Annotated in this window: 15 protein-coding genes and 1 tRNA gene; 9 read left to right on the top strand and 7 right to left on the bottom strand. The window is 37.0% G+C overall.

Annotation, left to right across the window (positions count from 1 at the left end; translation table 11 throughout):
* Nucleotides 1-71: 71 nt before the first annotated feature.
* From U859_RS0104775 to U859_RS0104800, 6 genes are all read left to right on the top strand, one after another.
* A complete protein-coding gene (locus U859_RS0104775; RefSeq protein ID WP_025142284.1) occupies nucleotides 72-293 on the top strand; it encodes a DUF433 domain-containing protein in 222 nt (73 codons plus the stop codon).
* Nucleotides 293-577: a DUF5615 family PIN-like protein gene (locus U859_RS32630; RefSeq protein ID WP_051584651.1), complete on the top strand. Its 285-nt coding sequence runs from the start codon at nucleotides 293-295 to the stop codon at nucleotides 575-577. The genes U859_RS0104775 and U859_RS32630 overlap by 1 nt, the downstream gene beginning before the upstream one ends.
* 181 nt (nucleotides 578-758) lie before the next feature.
* Complete coding sequence (gene argH / locus U859_RS0104785; RefSeq protein WP_025142285.1) at nucleotides 759-2,090, top strand: argininosuccinate lyase; 1,332 nt, start codon at nucleotides 759-761, stop codon at nucleotides 2,088-2,090.
* Nucleotides 2,091-2,110: 20 nt separating this feature from the next.
* Nucleotides 2,111-2,299 (top strand): hypothetical protein, encoded by a 189-nt coding sequence (locus U859_RS0104790; protein WP_025142286.1) that lies wholly within the window; start codon nucleotides 2,111-2,113, stop codon nucleotides 2,297-2,299.
* The gene (locus tag U859_RS0104795) at nucleotides 2,299-2,631 is read left to right on the top strand and encodes a type II toxin-antitoxin system RelE/ParE family toxin (protein WP_025142287.1); all 333 of its coding nucleotides are present in this window, start codon (nucleotides 2,299-2,301) and stop codon (nucleotides 2,629-2,631) included. The genes U859_RS0104790 and U859_RS0104795 overlap by 1 nt, the downstream gene beginning before the upstream one ends.
* 110 nt (nucleotides 2,632-2,741) lie before the next feature.
* Complete coding sequence (locus U859_RS0104800) at nucleotides 2,742-3,995, top strand: pyridoxal phosphate-dependent aminotransferase (protein ID WP_025142288.1); 1,254 nt, start codon at nucleotides 2,742-2,744, stop codon at nucleotides 3,993-3,995.
* A gap of 218 nt (nucleotides 3,996-4,213) precedes the next feature.
* Here the strand turns inward: U859_RS0104800 and U859_RS0104805 are convergent, their stop codons facing one another.
* The 5 genes from U859_RS0104805 to U859_RS31920 form a co-directional block, all read right to left on the bottom strand.
* The gene (locus U859_RS0104805; RefSeq protein WP_025142289.1) at nucleotides 4,214-5,638 is read right to left on the bottom strand and encodes an RtcB family protein; all 1,425 of its coding nucleotides are present in this window, start codon (nucleotides 5,636-5,638) and stop codon (nucleotides 4,214-4,216) included.
* Nucleotides 5,639-5,649: 11 nt separating this feature from the next.
* Nucleotides 5,650-6,711 carry a DNA polymerase beta superfamily protein gene (locus U859_RS0104810; RefSeq protein ID WP_025142290.1) on the bottom strand — a complete coding sequence of 354 codons (1,062 nt, stop codon included), beginning with the start codon at nucleotides 6,709-6,711 and terminating at the stop codon, nucleotides 5,650-5,652.
* Entirely contained in the window at nucleotides 6,701-7,462 is a 762-nt protein-coding gene (locus U859_RS0104815) for a DNA polymerase beta superfamily protein (RefSeq protein WP_025142291.1), read from the bottom strand. The genes U859_RS0104810 and U859_RS0104815 overlap by 11 nt, the downstream gene beginning before the upstream one ends.
* 62 nt (nucleotides 7,463-7,524) lie before the next feature.
* Nucleotides 7,525-8,622, bottom strand: a complete 1,098-nt coding sequence (locus tag U859_RS0104820; RefSeq protein WP_025142292.1) for a slipin family protein — start codon at nucleotides 8,620-8,622, stop codon at nucleotides 7,525-7,527.
* 370 nt (nucleotides 8,623-8,992) lie between these two features.
* Nucleotides 8,993-9,049, bottom strand: a tRNA-OTHER gene (locus tag U859_RS31920).
* A gap of 582 nt (nucleotides 9,050-9,631) precedes the next feature.
* On the opposite strand from U859_RS31920, the gene U859_RS0104835 reads away from it, so the two are divergent.
* The gene (locus U859_RS0104835) at nucleotides 9,632-10,678 is read left to right on the top strand and encodes a helix-turn-helix transcriptional regulator (RefSeq protein ID WP_025142294.1); all 1,047 of its coding nucleotides are present in this window, start codon (nucleotides 9,632-9,634) and stop codon (nucleotides 10,676-10,678) included.
* Between the two features lie 20 nt (nucleotides 10,679-10,698).
* On the opposite strand, the gene U859_RS0104840 is transcribed toward U859_RS0104835, so the two are convergent.
* Together U859_RS0104840 and U859_RS0104845 are read right to left on the bottom strand one after the other, a co-directional pair.
* Nucleotides 10,699-11,673 carry a thiol-activated cytolysin family protein gene (locus tag U859_RS0104840; protein ID WP_025142295.1) on the bottom strand — a complete coding sequence of 325 codons (975 nt, stop codon included), beginning with the start codon at nucleotides 11,671-11,673 and terminating at the stop codon, nucleotides 10,699-10,701.
* 181 nt (nucleotides 11,674-11,854) lie between these two features.
* Nucleotides 11,855-13,438 carry a peptide chain release factor 3 gene (locus tag U859_RS0104845; RefSeq protein WP_025142296.1) on the bottom strand — a complete coding sequence of 528 codons (1,584 nt, stop codon included), beginning with the start codon at nucleotides 13,436-13,438 and terminating at the stop codon, nucleotides 11,855-11,857.
* Nucleotides 13,439-14,077: 639 nt separating this feature from the next.
* Between U859_RS0104845 and U859_RS32575 the strand changes: the two genes are divergently transcribed.
* Together U859_RS32575 and U859_RS0104855 are read left to right on the top strand one after the other, a co-directional pair.
* Nucleotides 14,078-16,345 (top strand): helix-turn-helix domain-containing protein, encoded by a 2,268-nt coding sequence (locus U859_RS32575; RefSeq protein ID WP_025142297.1) that lies wholly within the window; start codon nucleotides 14,078-14,080, stop codon nucleotides 16,343-16,345.
* Between the two features lie 103 nt (nucleotides 16,346-16,448).
* Nucleotides 16,449-16,841 (top strand): GxxExxY protein, encoded by a 393-nt coding sequence (locus U859_RS0104855; protein WP_025142298.1) that lies wholly within the window; start codon nucleotides 16,449-16,451, stop codon nucleotides 16,839-16,841.

Raw genomic sequence — 16,841 nt, forward strand, 5'->3', positions numbered from 1 at the left:
ATATTTCTTATATGGTTTAAAACCCTTTGCGGTTGAATCGAAATTCTTATAATATTGTTTATCTTTACGTTATGAAAACTTATTCTAATTTCATAGAGATTAACTCGAATAAACGCTTTGTTAGACCGTGTATTAAAGGTACTAGAATTGCTGTTTATGATGTTTTAAGTTGGCTGTCAAACGGAATGACCATTAGTAACATTTTAGATGATTTCCCAGAAATAAAAGAAGAAGAAGTATTGGCCTGTTTTGCTTATTCGGCAGATATGGAACATAATGTAAGAGTTGCTTAGTGAAACTATTGTTCGATCAAAACATCTCTCATAGGATCACAAAACTTTTAGAAGCCGATTTTTCAGCTTGTGACCAAATACGCCGGTTAAAGTTAGAAAACAGATCGGACAAGGAAATCGGGGCTTTTGATGGTCAAAATGGCTACGTGATTGTAACTTTCGACGATGATTTCTATGAATTTTCAAATCTGTATGGTCATCCTCCTAAAATTATTTGGCTTCGGTTCGGTAACAATACAACAAGTGGAATTGCAGAAACTTTAATACAAAAAAAAGAGAATTAATAAATGATTTTATAAAACAAGATGAATTCTCTTGTTTGGAATTACAATAAATTATATAGAATAAATCCATCATTGCGAGGTACGAAGCAATCTTAATGCTGATGTAGTCTGCGAATGTGATATGATTGAATTTAAAAGATAAAAAGGATTGCTTCGTGCCTCGCAATGACGAAGATGATATATGAAGATCTGGCAAAAAAATATAGATGTTAATCAGTTTGTAGAAAGCTTTACTGTAGGGAAAGATCGCGAATTGGACCTCCAAGTGGCAAAATTTGATGTTTTGGGCTCTTTGGCTCATACTCAAATGTTAGAAACAATTAATTTACTAACGGCTGAGGAATTGAAAACCGTTCAGCAAGAATTGAAAAATATTTATGCCGAAATTGAAGCTGGTAATTTTACCATCGAAGATACTGTAGAAGATGTACACTCGCAGGTAGAATGGTTGCTTACCCAACGTATTGGTGAGGCGGGTAAAAAGATTCATAGTGGCCGTTCGCGTAATGATCAAGTTTTGGTTGATTTAAAATTATTCTTCAGGGCTTGTATTGAAGACATGGTTAACCAAACTTCAACTTTGTTTAACCAATTGATCGAGCTAAGCAATACCCATAAAGATAAATTAGTGCCGGGTTATACGCATTTACAGATAGCTATGCCATCATCTTTCGGTTTGTGGTTTGGTGCCTATGCCGAAAGCCTTGCCGATGATATGGAACTGATGCTGGCCGCCTGGAAAATCACCAATAAAAACCCACTGGGTTCTGCTGCGGGTTATGGCTCTTCGTTCCCCTTAAACAGAACTTTAACCACTGAATTATTAGGATTTGAAAGCTTAAACTACAATGTAGTTTATGCGCAGATGGGCCGTGGTAAAACCGAAAGGATTTTGGCTCAGGCCATGAGTGCTGTAGCAGCAACGCTGGCTAAAATGGCGATGGATGTTTGTTTGTTCATCAATCAGAATTTCGGATTCATCAGTTTTCCTGCAGAACTGACAACAGGTTCGAGTATTATGCCGCACAAGAAAAATCCGGATGTTTTCGAATTGATCCGTTCTCGTTGCAATAAAATCCAGGCTTTACCAAATGAAATAGCGATGATGATTACCAATTTACCGTCAGGTTATCACCGTGATTTACAGTTGCTAAAAGAAAATCTTTTTCCAGCAATTACTTCTTTAAACGAATGTTTGGAAATAGCTACTTTCATGTTTCAGAACATCACCATTAAAGATGATATTTTGAAAGATAAAAAATATGATTACCTGTTTAGCGTTGAAGTAGTGAACGATTTGGCTTTACAAGGTGTTCCATTTAGAGAGGCATATAAAATTGTTGGCGAACAAATAGAAAATGGTACTTTTGCACCTTCTGGCCAGATACATCATACACACGAAGGAAGCATTGGCAACCTTTGTAATGAGCAGATTACTGCAGCAATGCAGGATGTTTTGTCTCAATTTGGTTTCGGAAAAGTGAATAAAGCAATTGAAGATTTAGTTAAATAAATTTTGCTAATTTTGTAATTATGACAACTTTAACAATAGAAATTAAGGATAAAGATGCTGGAATCGTAAAAGAATTCTTGAGCAAAATTGGTGCTAAAGTTAAAGCAGAACCAACAAGTCAGATTACTTTTGAAATTGCACAAGCCCTCAAGGAAATTAAGGAGATGCAGCAAGGAAAACGGAAACCTTTAGGTTTAAAAGATATTTAATGGCTAATGTGGTTATTTATTCCGCCGTTTTCATCAAAAAAGCTAAAACTTACAAAAAGAAATATCTTTCTTTAGTAGACGATCTCTACGAACTAGAAGAAAAACTTTTAGAAAATCCTGAGCAGGGAAATGATTTAGGGGCGGGTCTTTATAAAATCAGATTGGCTGTTAAAAGTAAGGGAAAAGGCAAAAGCGGCGGATTTAGAATAATAACCTATTTAGTTTCAAATACTCTTGATGGAACCATTATCAATATGTTAACCCTTTACGATAAATCAGAAGAGAGTAGCATTGATAAAAAGGAACTTCAAAAAATAATTAAAGCATTATAAATCTGCTAACAACATTATTCAATATATAAGTATGAACCATCATGATTTTCCACAAGAAAATAATGGCCAAATCATGATAGCCTCATCACCATAGAAAAAAATATAAACAGATGAAAGTTTCAGTATTGGCCAGTTCATTAATTGGCTCAGAAATTATAAAAATTGGTAACGAAGTTAACGAAATGAAGCGTAAAGGTGCTTCAATTGCTAATTTAACCATCGGCGATTTTGATGCAAATATTTACCCAATTCCAACCGAATTAAAAGCGGGAATTGTTGATGCGTACAATGCCAATCAAACCAATTACCCACCAGCTGATGGTGTTTTGCCATTACGCGAAACCGTTTCAGAACTATTGAAAGATAGGTTCGGGTTAGAATATAATACCAATAGTATTTTAGTTTCTGGAGGTTCGCGCCCGTTAATTTACGCTACCTATCTGGCTTTGATTGATCCGGGAGATATTGTGGTTTTCCCTGCTCCATCATGGAATAATAACCACTATTCACACTTAACTTCGGCTAAAACCATTGCCGTAGAAACTGATGCTGAGCATAATTTTATGCCAACAGCTGCACAGTTAAAACCGCATTTAAAAGGTGCAACTTTATTGGCTTTATGTTCACCATTAAATCCAACCGGAACCATGTTTGATGCAGATTCACTGGCTGAAATCTGTGATGCGGTTTTAGAAGAAAATGCTTCCCGCGGCGCAGATGAAAAACCATTGTACATGATGTACGATCAGATTTATTCGCTTTTAACTTTTGGTAAAGAGCATGTAAATCCGGTTTCTTTACGCCCGGCAATGAGACTATTTACCGTTTTTGTTGATGGTAGCTCTAAATGTTTGGCTGCAACAGGTGTGCGTGTAGGATGGGGCTTTGGCCCGGAAGATATTATCAATAGAATGAAGGCACTGGTTGGCCACATGGGCGCCTGGGCACCAAAAGCGGAGCAGGTTGCGATGTCTAATTATTTTAACGATAAAGTACAGGTTGATACTTTCTTAACCAGCTTTAAAGCGCAGATTCAGGATAGTTTGAATGCGCTTTATAATGGTTTTAACGAGCTAAAAGCAGAAGGTTTTAATGTTGATGCAGTGGAGCCAATGGGCGCTATTTATTTAACCATTAAAATCGATTACATCGGAAAGACTACCGAAGACGGTCAGGTTTTAAAAGACAGTGCAGATGTAAATTTCTATCTGATCAAAGAAGCAGGTGCAGCATTAGTGCCATTCTCAGCTTTTGGAAATGAAGATAGCATGCCATGGTTCAGGGCGTCAGTAGGTGCTTGTACTTTACAGGATATTAAAGACATGTTGCCGAGAATTAAAACCGCTTTGAGTAAGTTGAAATAAAATTATAAATAGATAAGAAAACCTCTTCAATTAGTTTTGAAGAGGTTTTTTTAGTTAGATCGTCATTTCGAGCGGACCCGATAGCTATCGGGTGCAACGCAGTCGAGAAATCTGGTGTAGATCTCTCCATTTCGCTATGCTTCAGTCGAGATGACGAATTTTCTATAGACTGAAGACTAAAGACTTTGAACTAAAGACTCTACACTCCCAACTCCCAATTAGTCCTCCCTGCTTCCATCATCCGCCATTCTCACCATTTTTGGCTCAAATTTAGCCACCACATCAACCAGTTCAGTTTGTGCTGCCATCACTTTGTTAATGTCTTTATAGGCCATTGGCGCTTCATCTAAACCTGCACCGATCAGGGTAACATTATGGTCTTTTAAAATGGCTTTCATATCCGATTTCGTAATCGATTGAATCGCTTTTGTCCGGCTCATTTGTCTACCCGCACCATGTGATGCAGAGTTAATTGCACTCGTTTCTCCTTTTCCCCTAACCAAAAATCCTGGTGCGGTCATACTTCCCGGAATAATCCCCATCACGCCTTTACCTGCAGGCGTAGCACCTTTTCGGTGCACAATTACTTCTTCACCATCAAGCATTTCTTTCCAGGCAAAATTATGGTGATTTTCTACTTTGGCCAAAACTTTAGCACCAATGGCTTTGGTCAATCTTTTATGAATCACTTCATGACAGGCCGAAGCATAATCTCCGGCTAAATTCATGGCTATCCAATATTCTTGTCCTTCGGCGGTGTTTAAATCCAGGTAAGCCAGGTTTGCAGCTTCTTTAGGAAGTTTACAGATATCTTTGGCCAATTTGGTGTAGTGACCTGCAATGGTTGCTCCAAAGCCACGGGAACCTGAATGAGTTAGCAAAGCCACATAACGGCCTCTATCAATATTCAAGATCTCATCGCGCTCGGCAAAATCGATAATTCCCCATTCTACAAAGTGGTTACCACCACCCGAAGTACCCAATTGCGCCCAGGCCTTTCCGTGTAAGTTTTTAAGAAAAGGAGTGGAGTTAAAGGCCTCATCTTCTAAAACATCATGGTCTGCTTTTTCATTACCCTTAAAATTTTGACCTGCGCCAAATTTCGTAAAAGCAATCAGTTCACGTTTGTACATCGCATCTTTACCGAAATAATGTTTTTCAGGGATATCGAAAATACTTAAAGCCATTCTGCAACCGATATCTACACCAACGCCGTATGGAATAATGGCATTTCTGGTGGCCAATACTCCACCGATCGGCAAGCCATAACCTTGGTGTGCATCGGGCATTAGTGCACCCGCAACTGAAACTGGTAATTTCATGGCGACATCCATTTGGTTTCTGGCGCCTTCTTCTATATAATCTGCGCCAAAAATGGAATAATCTTTAGCATTATTAATTAGTTCAATGGTCCCGTTTGATTTTGGATTGGCTGCCTCAATCACAGCTGTTGCCAGTATATTTAATACCTCGTCATCCAAAAAACTTTCCGGATAATCTTTTACTTTTTTAAATAAGGTCAGTAATTCTTTTTCTTCAATATCCGCAAAATTTTCTTTCAGGATATCTAAAGCCATGCCTACTGTTTTTCCTTCAGTATAACCTATTTCGATCAGGTTGATACCTGTTATGTTGTTGTTCATTTTTTTGTTTTTTAATTGGCGTAAAGTGCTGCTCGCATTTCTACAAGTAAAGATTCAATTCGTTTTGCATCTGGTTTTTCCTGAAGCTTACTTTTTCCTGTTTCTTTTTCTATCTGTAGCATAAGATTTTCTGCCATTTTTAATACTTCCTCATATTCAAGTTCACCTCTTTTTATTAATAGAAGTTCGTCTCTATTTTGCCGTTTTACGGTAAGTTTTCCGTCTCTTACAATTTCAAGTGCTACCTGAAGCAATCTAATGGTATGCATCATGTTTTTGGCGTCATAATCTTTACCATGACTTTTATTTACTGCATACCGAACTTCATTCCGTTTTTCTGCCCATTCCCAATATTCGTTATGCTCTTTACAGTAAGATGAATAACTATCCTGATTGAAAAAGAGATAAGCAATTTCTTTTTCTCCTGCCAGTATAGAAGATACCGAAACATCATTAGTATTTTCTTTATTTGCTATTCCTTTATAATTAAGCTTCTTTTCTGCATCATGAAACAGCGCATAGAGGTTTTTGGTGTTTGGGATTTTTGTCAATCCACAATTTACTTCCGAAATGCCATTTTTTGTTAGCCAGCCTTTAGCTTTTACAGATGAATGGTTAACCGTAACGAAACAAAAATCAAGCACTGTTTTCCTTCTCTTTGGCATCGGATTTAAAATCTTTTTATTTAAACCTTTTGCTTTTCTGATCTGCGTTAAAGCATATCCACCAAAAGTATCTTTGCAGAGCTTGGATAAAATGATATCGATATTTAGCTTATCCATTATCGGGTTTTTGTATAGAATACATTCTTCTGGTGTAGCTAAAATTTCTACAATATTAGGATTGTTCTTGATCAATAATTCAACAAAACGGCCGATTTCATAATATACCTCATCGTTGCTTTCATTGCTGATTTGTGGGATGTACTTCAGGCCAAAAAACATGTCTTTAGGCATATAATATATCCCTTTAATATCAGTGTCTGACTCTGGTGTATCCAATCCGTAAGCTTTGCTGCCACTTAAACATTCAAATAACAGCAGGTTTTTATCCTTTAAATCTTTAATCGTCATAACGGCTTAGTATATTTCTAAAAAAGGTATCAAGCATTTCGGTATCAAAATTTTCTTTTGGTAAATCTTTAGCGCCTTCAGTACAAATTTTAAATTCATCATCAATATACATGTGCAATTTGGGATCTATTTTGATGATAAAACCCTCTGCAGAGGTAGATTTTAATACAATTAAATCTTTAACCAATAGTTGAAGATGTTCTGGCATTAGGGTTAAAAGCGGCCCTATAGTCATTGGTGCAATTGTGTTTTTCTCTAAACACCATTTTGCCGAAAGTAAAGGACGCAGGACGTAAAAAAGTTTTTTGATCTTAATTTCGTCGCCATTTATTATCGTATCCAATGCACCATGTGTTATTCCTAGATAATGGTTGATATTTGTTTTCCTGTAAAAATAAGACTGGCATAATGTCCACAATTCATCTCTAAAATGATCTTGCTCTCCGTAAATGATTGGCGATTGTAGCCACTCGAAAGGAGTGGTATTCGATTTACGGATCAATTTAAGTACCTTTTTTATGTCCCAGCCATAAATATCCAGTTCATCATTTATTGGAAAGCCCAATTGATCATCTTTTTCAGAAACAGAAAGATAGTAGTTAAGGGGGCGTACATAAATAAAACGCACATCAAAATCGCTGTCTGGTGATGGAAATTCCCATCCACGGCTTCCTGATTCGCAGGCAAATAATATTTTGATATCGTTTGTTTGTTCTATTTCTGCAAGTCTGTTTATTATGGTGGTTTTCATTTTATTCTTTATTGATCCCTGGCAGGCAACATTCACCTAACCAGGGAGTTTCTAAATTTAGTTTATTTCACGAAGATCTGTTTCAATTGATCTACAATTTGTCCGCTGCCTGATAAGCTGATGTTGTTGATTTTTTCCGCGATTTTCTCTACGTATTCCATCTCCTTCAACTTATATAACATGCTGTTGTCTTCCATCAGTTTGGCCGTGTTAAGCAAACTTCTGGTCGAGGCTGTTTCCTCTCTGCGGGTAATGATATTGGCCTGTGCCCTTTTTTCGGCCACTAAAACCTGATTCATGATTTCCTTAACATCACCTGGTAAAACAATGTCTTTAACACCGCAATTGGTTAATTTTACGCCAAGGTTTTCAATCTTATCCAAGGTAATTGTAGTTACCATTTCGGCAACTTTTTCCTTACTTTCCATCAGTTCATCAAAAGTCATTAAACCAATACACTCTCTTAATGCCAATTGCATGGTGATGTACAATTGTTTTTCAAATTCTTTGTTATCCAATAATGCTTTGATGATGTCATCAACTTTATATTGGATACTGAAATTTACCCTCAACTGCGCTTTATCTTTAGTTAAAATCTCCTGTCCGATAATCTCCATATTCAATTGCCTCATATCGGTTTTCAAAACCTGGATAGTTGTACTGTTTTTCCAATAAACATAGTTTCCTGCTTCAACCACGCTTTCGAATTTGCTATCAATAAATAACAGGCCTTTTTCGAACGATTCTACTTTATAACCTCTGATATAATTCGATAAAGATGCTTTTTCTAACAGGTTTTTATCGATGGATTCATCAATATTGATATTACTGATATCTACTTTAACAAAATTGTATTCCGACAAACCTTTCCAAATGGCATGTCTGCCGGCGGTTAAAACAGACTTAAAGTTTTTGTTCTGGTAAACCAGAGCCAGTTCGTTGTCGGCAACGCTTACCAAATGGATTAGATCAACGAAATCTGCATTTTCTAACAAGATATCCAATTCGGCAACTGAGTAATGATACTCTTTTCCCATATCGTAAAAAGCAATGCTTTCGCCAAAACCTAACCAGTTGGTACCTGCTGTTAAAATGTTTTTTAATTTTCCTTTTTTAAACACCAATCCAACATAATTGGTGTTAATGGTTACTCTTTTCATGTTTTCTGGAGTTAAAATTTATTAATTTGTTATTTATTCTCTTAAAAGCATTGCGCAAGAACATTTACCTGTTTTCTGCGGAAGTAAAAGTTTATCAAGCTTTGTTTAAAAATGAGATCATGTTTTTTTCATCGGTTTATACTCATTAGAGTATTTGCCTTTTCGATTTAACCAATTTGATTTTTAAATCTTTTCTTGCTGCACTGATTCTTACTGAGCAAACACAGATTTGCTTTCTGGATTCCGAAAAATCTTTAAGCCAAATGCGGTTGCGCAATGCTGGTTTTTGTGGGCGGTTTGAAAAGTTGCCCTTCTTTCTAGATGGAACCCTAATCCATTGCATTACCCTTATGCGATTCCAAGCGACAGTTGGAAGCAGGATTCGAACCTGCATTTTTTGGTTGTTACTCTACCCCTGAGTTATTCCGGCGGGCCGGAAGCGGGATTCGAACCCACGCACACAACGTGTTCAGACAGTCTATCATAATTCTTATCAGCATATTCTACGCAATTGCCCGAATACTTTGGGGCTATTCTGAAACCCACAACATTGGATAAGTTTTATTTAGTATTGCCATTCCGATTATTCATCGGAATTTCTTTATAATGATCTGATTTGCACTAATGATACCCTGTTCCACCTATCGGGAACAGGGGTTACTTGCTGCCCGAAATAAACGGGAGCAGCATGACGGAGAGCGCGTATCATTTAAACAGTAAACTGTCTTTATAAATCAGATTTTAATTATTGATATTTTTCAAAGAACTTGTCGACTGGCGACATTACAAAGATGCCATCAGTACTACGCGACTGATTTGCGTAGTAAAAATTATTCTGCTACATATTATTTAAATATTTGATAATCAGTTAAATAAATTTAATTTTACCCATGAAATAGTTCTTTTTATTATAATATACGCAAATATGTTGCGTAGTTGTGAAACGCTTTCTTATATTTAGATCAACGAAATCAACGGATTTCTAAAAGAAACCTAAAACCACTCCAAAATGGCTGTAAATAAATTGGCGCTCATCAGGTATAAAACCATCGACGATTGTTTGAAAAACCGTTTCCGTAAATGGACATTGGAAGATATTATTGAAAAGGTATCGGCAACCTTATATGAACTGGAGGGAATTACCACAGGCGTGAGCAAGCGGACCATCCAGGCTGATATTCAGTTAATGCGAAGTGATAAGCTTGGTTACAATGCACCAATTGTAGTGAAAGATAAACGCTTTTATGCTTATGAAGACCCAGGTTTCAGCATTACCAAAGCGCCGATTAATAATGCTGACGTAGATAAAATGAAAGAAATTGTTGGCGTGCTGAAGCAGTTTAATGCCTTTAATTATTTCGACGAAATGAGCGATATGATTGCCCGTTTGGAAAATAACCTCTACAAATCGACCAAACAGAGTGGTAATAATATCCAGCTGGAAAGCAATAAGCTGGTTAAGGGTTTGGAGTGCATTCCGCCCCTGTACCAGGCAGTTTTAAATAAACGATCACTATTGATCGAATATAAATCTTTCAAGGCTCAGCAATCGCAACAGGGGATATACTTTCCATATCTGCTAAAAGAATATAGAAACAGGTGGTTTTTGATCTGTAAAGCAAAAAAGCGACCTGGTATTTTAAATCTGGCCCTGGATCGGATTGTCGAATTTCAGGAATTACCCAATGAAGAATTTGTTGCTTATCAGGGAATAGATTTCGACCGGTATTATGAAGATCTAATCGGCGTTACTAAAAATGAGAAGGATCGTGCCCAAAAAGTGATTCTCGAATTTACCAATGATCATGCACCTTACGTAGTAACGAAACCTCTGCATTCATCGCAGGTAATATTAGCGAAAAACGATAAAACAACTACATTTAGGATCGACGTGGTATTAAATTATGAACTGGAACGGGAGATTTTAGGCTTTGGAGAATGCGTTAAAGTGCTTTCCCCAAGATTCCTGATTTCCAAGATTAAGAGAAGATTGACGCGAACTTATGAACAGTACGAAACAGAAAGGAATACCGACATTACGACATCAATCTCCTGAACCAGGCAATTAACGTATTACTACTTAATAATGTTAACTGTTATTTCATGTTTAAACAAGGTAAAATCTTTTACCGAGCGTAGTGAGTAAGAAACAGGATAAGAAATGGCGGTGTTATTAAATGTTTCAAATTCTTTGGTTATAGCTTTTATCTCGTCTAAATTTTTAGCAATCTTGATAAACGACTTTTCATTTCCACCCCTGGCATAAAAAACAACTTTTGCTGTGTTTAAAACCTGAATTTGCGCTGATGTTAAATCTTGTTTTAAAAGAACTGCTTTTAAGGCAACTTTTAATGTTGCATAATCGGCATCAGCTTCTGCTAAAATTAAGGTGTTATTGCCATAGCTAACACCATTAATGTAATATGCATTATTAGATGTGCTTATGGCATCTGCATCCGCTATCGATAATAACTCTGTTTTTTTTGGAAGATTCATATCAAGTGAAAACTTAATATTATTAGAGAAAAAATATGAGGCGTGTTTTTTGGTAATCCGTGTAGATGTTGTAATCCCAATTTTTTCGAATATCGATTTTACATCATCATTATTGGATAGGTAATACTTTACCACATTGTAATCTTTAAATTCATCTTCTGAATAGGCCTGACTTGCATCGCTGTTTTTGGTGGTCAAACTTTTAATATAGGTTGCAATTTTATCGGCAGATGGAACATCATTAAAACTTTGGTTTATCACACCCACCAAAGAAGTAGAAGCTGTAATGGGCAATGGTGTATATTTATCTTTTAAAGAAACCATTTCAAGATCATTTGCACTTTGTTTAACGCTAAAGATTGCTCCCGGAAAAATTTGTGCTACATGATTATCATCCACGATAAAGGAATCAAATTTCCAGGTTAATTTCTCAGTTTTATCTATTTCGGCAGGGTTAACAGGTTCTGGTAGGGGGGCAGTATCGTTAGTTTTCTTACAGGAAACGGCAAATAAAAGCGCAGAAATAACCAAACAATGGTTTAGGATGTTTTTCATCAGGTTTATAAATAGTGTGTTTAGAATATAAGCATGTACAATATTTATGCCAAAAAACTAATTTTTTAGTTAACTGATTTGGTATTGCATGTGAAAATAGAGTACAAAAAAAACCCTCTCAGGTCTTTAAGAACTGAGAGGGTTAGATCTCATTTACAAAGGCCTCTTTAGGGCTTTGAAGTTAACTTTTAAACTCACTTGTTTTATGGAATTCAATATCAGGATAATCCTGTTTGGTTAAATTAATCATGTACTCACTATCTGCCAGATAAACCGGATTGGCTTCTTTATCGAAACCGATGTGCTGTTGCTTGCGTTTCACAAATTCGTCAAGTTTCTTTCTGTCTGTAGAAGTTACCCAGCTCGAACGCGTATAACTTAAGGTACGGAAACGGCATTTTGCACCATATTCATGCTCTAACCTGAAGTTGATTACCTCGAACTGAAGTTCACCAACTGCACCGATCACTTTTCTGTTTCCGGGCTGCATGACGAATAACTGTGCAACACCTTCGTCGGTTAGCTGCTCAATACCTTTTTCCAATTGTTTTGTACGCATCGGATCCATGTTCTCTACCTCTTTAAAAATAGACGGAGAGAAACTCGGGATTCCTTTAAACTGTAATTTTTCACCTTCGGTTAACGTATCGCCAATTTTAAAGTTACCGCTATCGTACAAACCCACCACATCGCCCGGCCATGCTTCTTCAACAATACTTTTTTCGTTTGCCATAAAATCCATAGGGTTAGAAAACTTTAGTTTCTTATCCTGACGGGTATGGTAATAAAATTTATTGCGCTCAAATTTACCAGAGCAAATACGTAAAAATGCAATTCTGTCGCGGTGTTTTGGATCTAAGTTGGCGTGGATTTTAAATACAAATCCACTGAAGTTTTTCTCTTCAACCAATACATCACGTTCTTCAGCTTCTCTATGGCGAGGGCTTGGGGCAATATCAATAAAGGTATCCAAAAGCTCTTTTATCCCAAAGTTGTTAATCGCACTGCCAAAAAACACAGGGGCAACCAAACCGTCGGTGTATAAGTCTTTATCAATTTTACCATAAATACCGTCAACCAGTTCTACATCGTCTTTTAACGCATTAATCTCGTTTTCTTTAAGGTAATTTAATAAAGACGGATCATTTAAATCATTCGCCGCCACAACCGAATCGGTTACTTTGGTTTTATCCGAATTGAATAAGTTTAAGTGTTTATTGTAAATGCTGTAAACGCCTTTAAAGGTATGTCCCTGACCAATTGGCCATGAAAGTGGACAAAGGCTGATGTTTAGTTTTTCTTCAATTTCATCCAATAAATCGTAAGCTTCTTTACCTTCACGGTCCATTTTGTTGATGAAGATAATCACCGGTGTATTACGCATACGGCAAACCGACATTAGTTTCTCGGTCTGTTCCTCCACACCCTTTACACAATCTACCACCAAAATTACACTATCTACAGCCGATAAAGTTCTGTAAGTGTCTTCTGCGAAATCTTTGTGACCAGGTGTATCCAAAATGTTAATGCGTTTACCGCTGTACTCGAAACCCATCACCGAAGTTGCAACCGAGATACCACGTTGCTTTTCAATTTCCATAAAATCGGAAGTATTACTTTGGTTCGCTTTATTCCTTTTTACCGCACCGGCAGTGTTAATGGCACCACCAAAAAGCAGAAATTTTTCTGTCAGTGTGGTTTTGCCCGCATCGGGGTGACTAATAATGGCAAAGGTTTTACGTTTTTCTATTTCAGGGTTAAGCATAATAAAATTTTGGGTGTAAAAAGAGATGAAACCTTGTTAAAGGAATTTAACAGCTATAAGATTTGAATATTGTTGTTTCATCTGGCGGCAAAGATAAGGAATTTGGTTAACTGTTTGAACTGGTTAATTGTTTAATTGAAAACTGATTGCAATTTTTTGAGATTTGAAAAGCAGAGACAGTAGTTCTTCTGCTATTGCAGTCCTGCCATACACTGTAGTCCCGAAAGTTCGGGAGCTGACGTCCCTGTCAGGTTTAGGTTACCTCTGCAGTAGTTCTATTGAGGTTTTTTATTCCGCTTCGAATAATAATTATCGTTCGTTAACTTAAGCATAAGTTTTGTCAGTTTGAGCCTGTCGAAGACATTTGATCATCAAAAACCAAAACATTTATCCTTCGACAGGCTCAGGATGACCATGTTTTTGTTTTATTCTTCAGTTAACGATACTGGGGCTGGTTTGATAGGTATTCTTTTCCTTAAATAATCAGATTCTGATTGCATAAATCTTCTTCAGCGGTTAGCATAACCAAAAAATATCCAGCTAAAATTAAAATTTCTTATTAATCATTGTTTAATTTTGTGCTAAAATGTTTAGCTTTATTCGTCCCTCCGTTTATTGCTAACTAAAATTTTACTGCCGATGCCCACTTTAGAAGAAACTTCTATACCCGCAGAAATTGCGGCTAAATTTGTTAATTATACCTCGAAACATGTTTTCTTAACCGGAAAAGCCGGAACGGGTAAAACAACTTTTTTACGGAAACTGATTCAGCTTACACATAAAAAGGCTTTAATTGTAGCGCCAACGGGTATTGCCGCGATTAATGCATCCGGGGTAACTATCCATTCACTTTTTCAACTCCCATTCGGTGCCTTTTTCCCTGATGCTGCAGGAGCACTGATCAATGAAAATATCAATTTCAATTTTAATACGCCCAAAACTTTGGTAAAACACCTAAACATGCAGGGCAATAAACGCCGCATGTTACAGGAACTGGAGTTGTTGGTTATTGATGAGGTGAGTATGCTACGGGCAGATATGCTCGATGCCATCGATTTTGCCTTACGTTATGTCCGAAGGAACAGAAACCTTCCATTCGGTGGGGTACAATTGTTATTTATTGGCGATTTGCACCAGCTGCCCCCAGTGGTAAAAAATGATGAGTGGCGCATTATGGCCAAATTTTACAAAAGCATTTATTTTTTCGATGCGCTGGCCCTGCAGGATAACCCACCGGTTTATATCGAACTCGATAAAATTTACCGTCAGGATGATTCGGTTTTTATCGATCTGCTGAACAACCTGCGGAACAACAAAATTACTGCTGAGGATACCGCATTGTTAAGGCAACATTTTAAGCAGGATTTTAAACCTTTGGCAGATGAAAATTATATTACTTTAACCACGCATAACAACAAAGCAGATAGCATTAACCGTGAGCGGTTAACTCAGCTGAAAAATAAATCTTATTTTTTCGAGGCAAAGGTTCAGGGCGAGTTTAATGAGTATGCCTATCCTAATGATAAGAGCCTTGAATTAAAAGTTGGCGCGCAAGTAATGTTCATTAAAAATGACATGACCGCCGAAAAGCGCTATTATAATGGTAAGATTGGTGTTGTGCATCATATTGAAAAGGATGTAGTTGAAATTGAACTGCCTGAAGATAAAGTAGTGATCCAGATTTCGCCCTACACCTGGGAGAACGTTAAATATAAACTGGATGAAGCAACCAATGAGATCAAAGAAAATGTGGCTGGCTCTTTTATTCAATACCCAATTAAACTGGCCTGGGCCATTACCGTACATAAAAGTCAGGGTTTAACTTTTGATAAGGCCATTATTGATGTGGGTGAAGCTTTTGCTCCAGGTCAGGCCTATGTGGCGCTGTCACGTTTACGTTCCTTAAAAGGTTTGGTTTTAACCTCTCATTTGCGTGAGAGCGGTTTACAGCAAGATCAGAATGTACATTACTTTTCAAAAACCAAGCAACCTTCTGAAGTACTTAACGAACAGATTAGTGTAGAGAGTTATACTTTTATCCGTAGCTATCTACTTGCTGCATTCGACCTGAACCTGATCAGGTATTATTTAAAAGAACACCGCCAGACCTTTGATAAAAGTGAAAAATCGGCCAAGCAAAGACACGAAGAGTGGACCGATACGGTTTATACCGATTTTCAAAAAATAACGGCAACAGCTGATACCTTTGTGAATCAGCTGAAAAATCTGTTTTCACAACAAACTGAGCATACATTATTTAATGTATCGAAAAGGGTAGTGGCCGCATTAAAATATTTTAATCCGCTGGTTAAAGAGATTTCGGACCGTTTTCTGGCTCAAATCGAAGTGATAAAAGAAGAGAAGCAGATAAAAACTTACGTTACCGAGTTGCTCGAACTCGAAATTCTGGTTTATGAGCAATTGAAAAAAATGCACAAAAGCAAAGCGTTGTTGCAGGCATTGATTGAAGGTAAAGAGTTTAGCAAAGCAGATACTGATGCGTTACTGAATACTGTTGAGCGGAATAAACAGCTTCAAAAAGCCATCCAGTTAAAAGGAGAAACGCTTAAGGTAAAATCAGCAGCTGAGAAAAAGAAAAAAGAACCAAAAATAGATACCAAGCTGGTAAGCTTCGAACTTTATGAGCAAGGCAAAAACATTGATGAAATCGCAAAGGAACGTGGTTTTTCTGTTGGTACTATTGAAGGACATTTAGCTTATTACGTTTCAACCCAGCAATTGGATGTAACCAAACTGGTAAAGGCGAATAAAATCAGAAACATTAGCGATGCAATAGAAAGCCAGAAAACAAAATCGATGGCTACGATCAGGGAATTTTTAGGTAAAGATTATTCGTTTGGTGAGATTAAGTTGGTGCTGGCATCGTTGTTTCCATCTGAGGAATAGGCCGTTATTTTACCACAGAGTTCACAGAGAGTAGGCACAGCGACTACTGAGTATTGTAGATGCAATTTATTGACAATTATAAATGCAAAGGTGATAATTCATTTTGCCACAGGTTTTTAAGGAAGAAGATTTATTAACAAGAACCATTATTGGGTTTGCTATAGATGTTCATACGGCTCTCGGCCCTGGATTGCTAGAGAGTGCTTATAAAGAATGTTTATTTTATAAAATTGACAAAGCGGGTTTTCAGGTTGAAAAGGAAAAAGTTATGCCTCTGTTATTTGAAGATGTAAGATTGGATTGTGGTTACCGGATTGATATTTTAGTGGAGAATAGGTTAGTTTTAGAGTTGAAAAGTGTGGAGGGTTTGACTGATATTCATTTGGCGCAGACTTTAACATATATGAAGTTAGGTGGCTATAGGTTTGGATTATTAATGAATTTTAATGTTTTAAGATTGAAGGACGGGATCAAACGTGTTGTAAATGGTTATTAA

This window comes from Pedobacter jeongneungensis (assembly GCF_000633455.1).
GTDB classification, from domain to species: domain Bacteria; phylum Bacteroidota; class Bacteroidia; order Sphingobacteriales; family Sphingobacteriaceae; genus Pedobacter; species Pedobacter jeongneungensis_A.

Bases quoted from the DNA above. Each gene is read 5' to 3' on its own strand.
- argH (WP_025142285.1), top strand. From the start codon at position 759: ATGAAGATCTGGCAAAAAAATATAGATGTTAATCAGTTTGTAGAAAGC.
- U859_RS0104810 (WP_025142290.1), bottom strand. From the start codon at position 6,711: ATGACGATTAAAGATTTAAAGGATAAAAACCTGCTGTTATTTGAATGT.
- U859_RS0104805 (WP_025142289.1), bottom strand. From the start codon at position 5,638: ATGAACAACAACATAACAGGTATCAACCTGATCGAAATAGGTTATACT.
- U859_RS0104815 (WP_025142291.1), bottom strand. From the start codon at position 7,462: ATGAAAACCACCATAATAAACAGACTTGCAGAAATAGAACAAACAAAC.
- U859_RS0104845 (WP_025142296.1), bottom strand. From the start codon at position 13,438: ATGCTTAACCCTGAAATAGAAAAACGTAAAACCTTTGCCATTATTAGT.
- U859_RS0104795 (WP_025142287.1), top strand. From the start codon at position 2,299: ATGGCTAATGTGGTTATTTATTCCGCCGTTTTCATCAAAAAAGCTAAA.
- U859_RS0104820 (WP_025142292.1), bottom strand. From the start codon at position 8,622: ATGAAAAGAGTAACCATTAACACCAATTATGTTGGATTGGTGTTTAAA.
- U859_RS0104775 (WP_025142284.1), top strand. From the start codon at position 72: ATGAAAACTTATTCTAATTTCATAGAGATTAACTCGAATAAACGCTTT.
- U859_RS0104840 (WP_025142295.1), bottom strand. From the start codon at position 11,673: ATGAAAAACATCCTAAACCATTGTTTGGTTATTTCTGCGCTTTTATTT.
- U859_RS32575 (WP_025142297.1), top strand. From the start codon at position 14,078: ATGCCCACTTTAGAAGAAACTTCTATACCCGCAGAAATTGCGGCTAAA.
- U859_RS0104835 (WP_025142294.1), top strand. From the start codon at position 9,632: ATGGCTGTAAATAAATTGGCGCTCATCAGGTATAAAACCATCGACGAT.
- U859_RS0104790 (WP_025142286.1), top strand. From the start codon at position 2,111: ATGACAACTTTAACAATAGAAATTAAGGATAAAGATGCTGGAATCGTA.
- U859_RS0104800 (WP_025142288.1), top strand. From the start codon at position 2,742: ATGAAAGTTTCAGTATTGGCCAGTTCATTAATTGGCTCAGAAATTATA.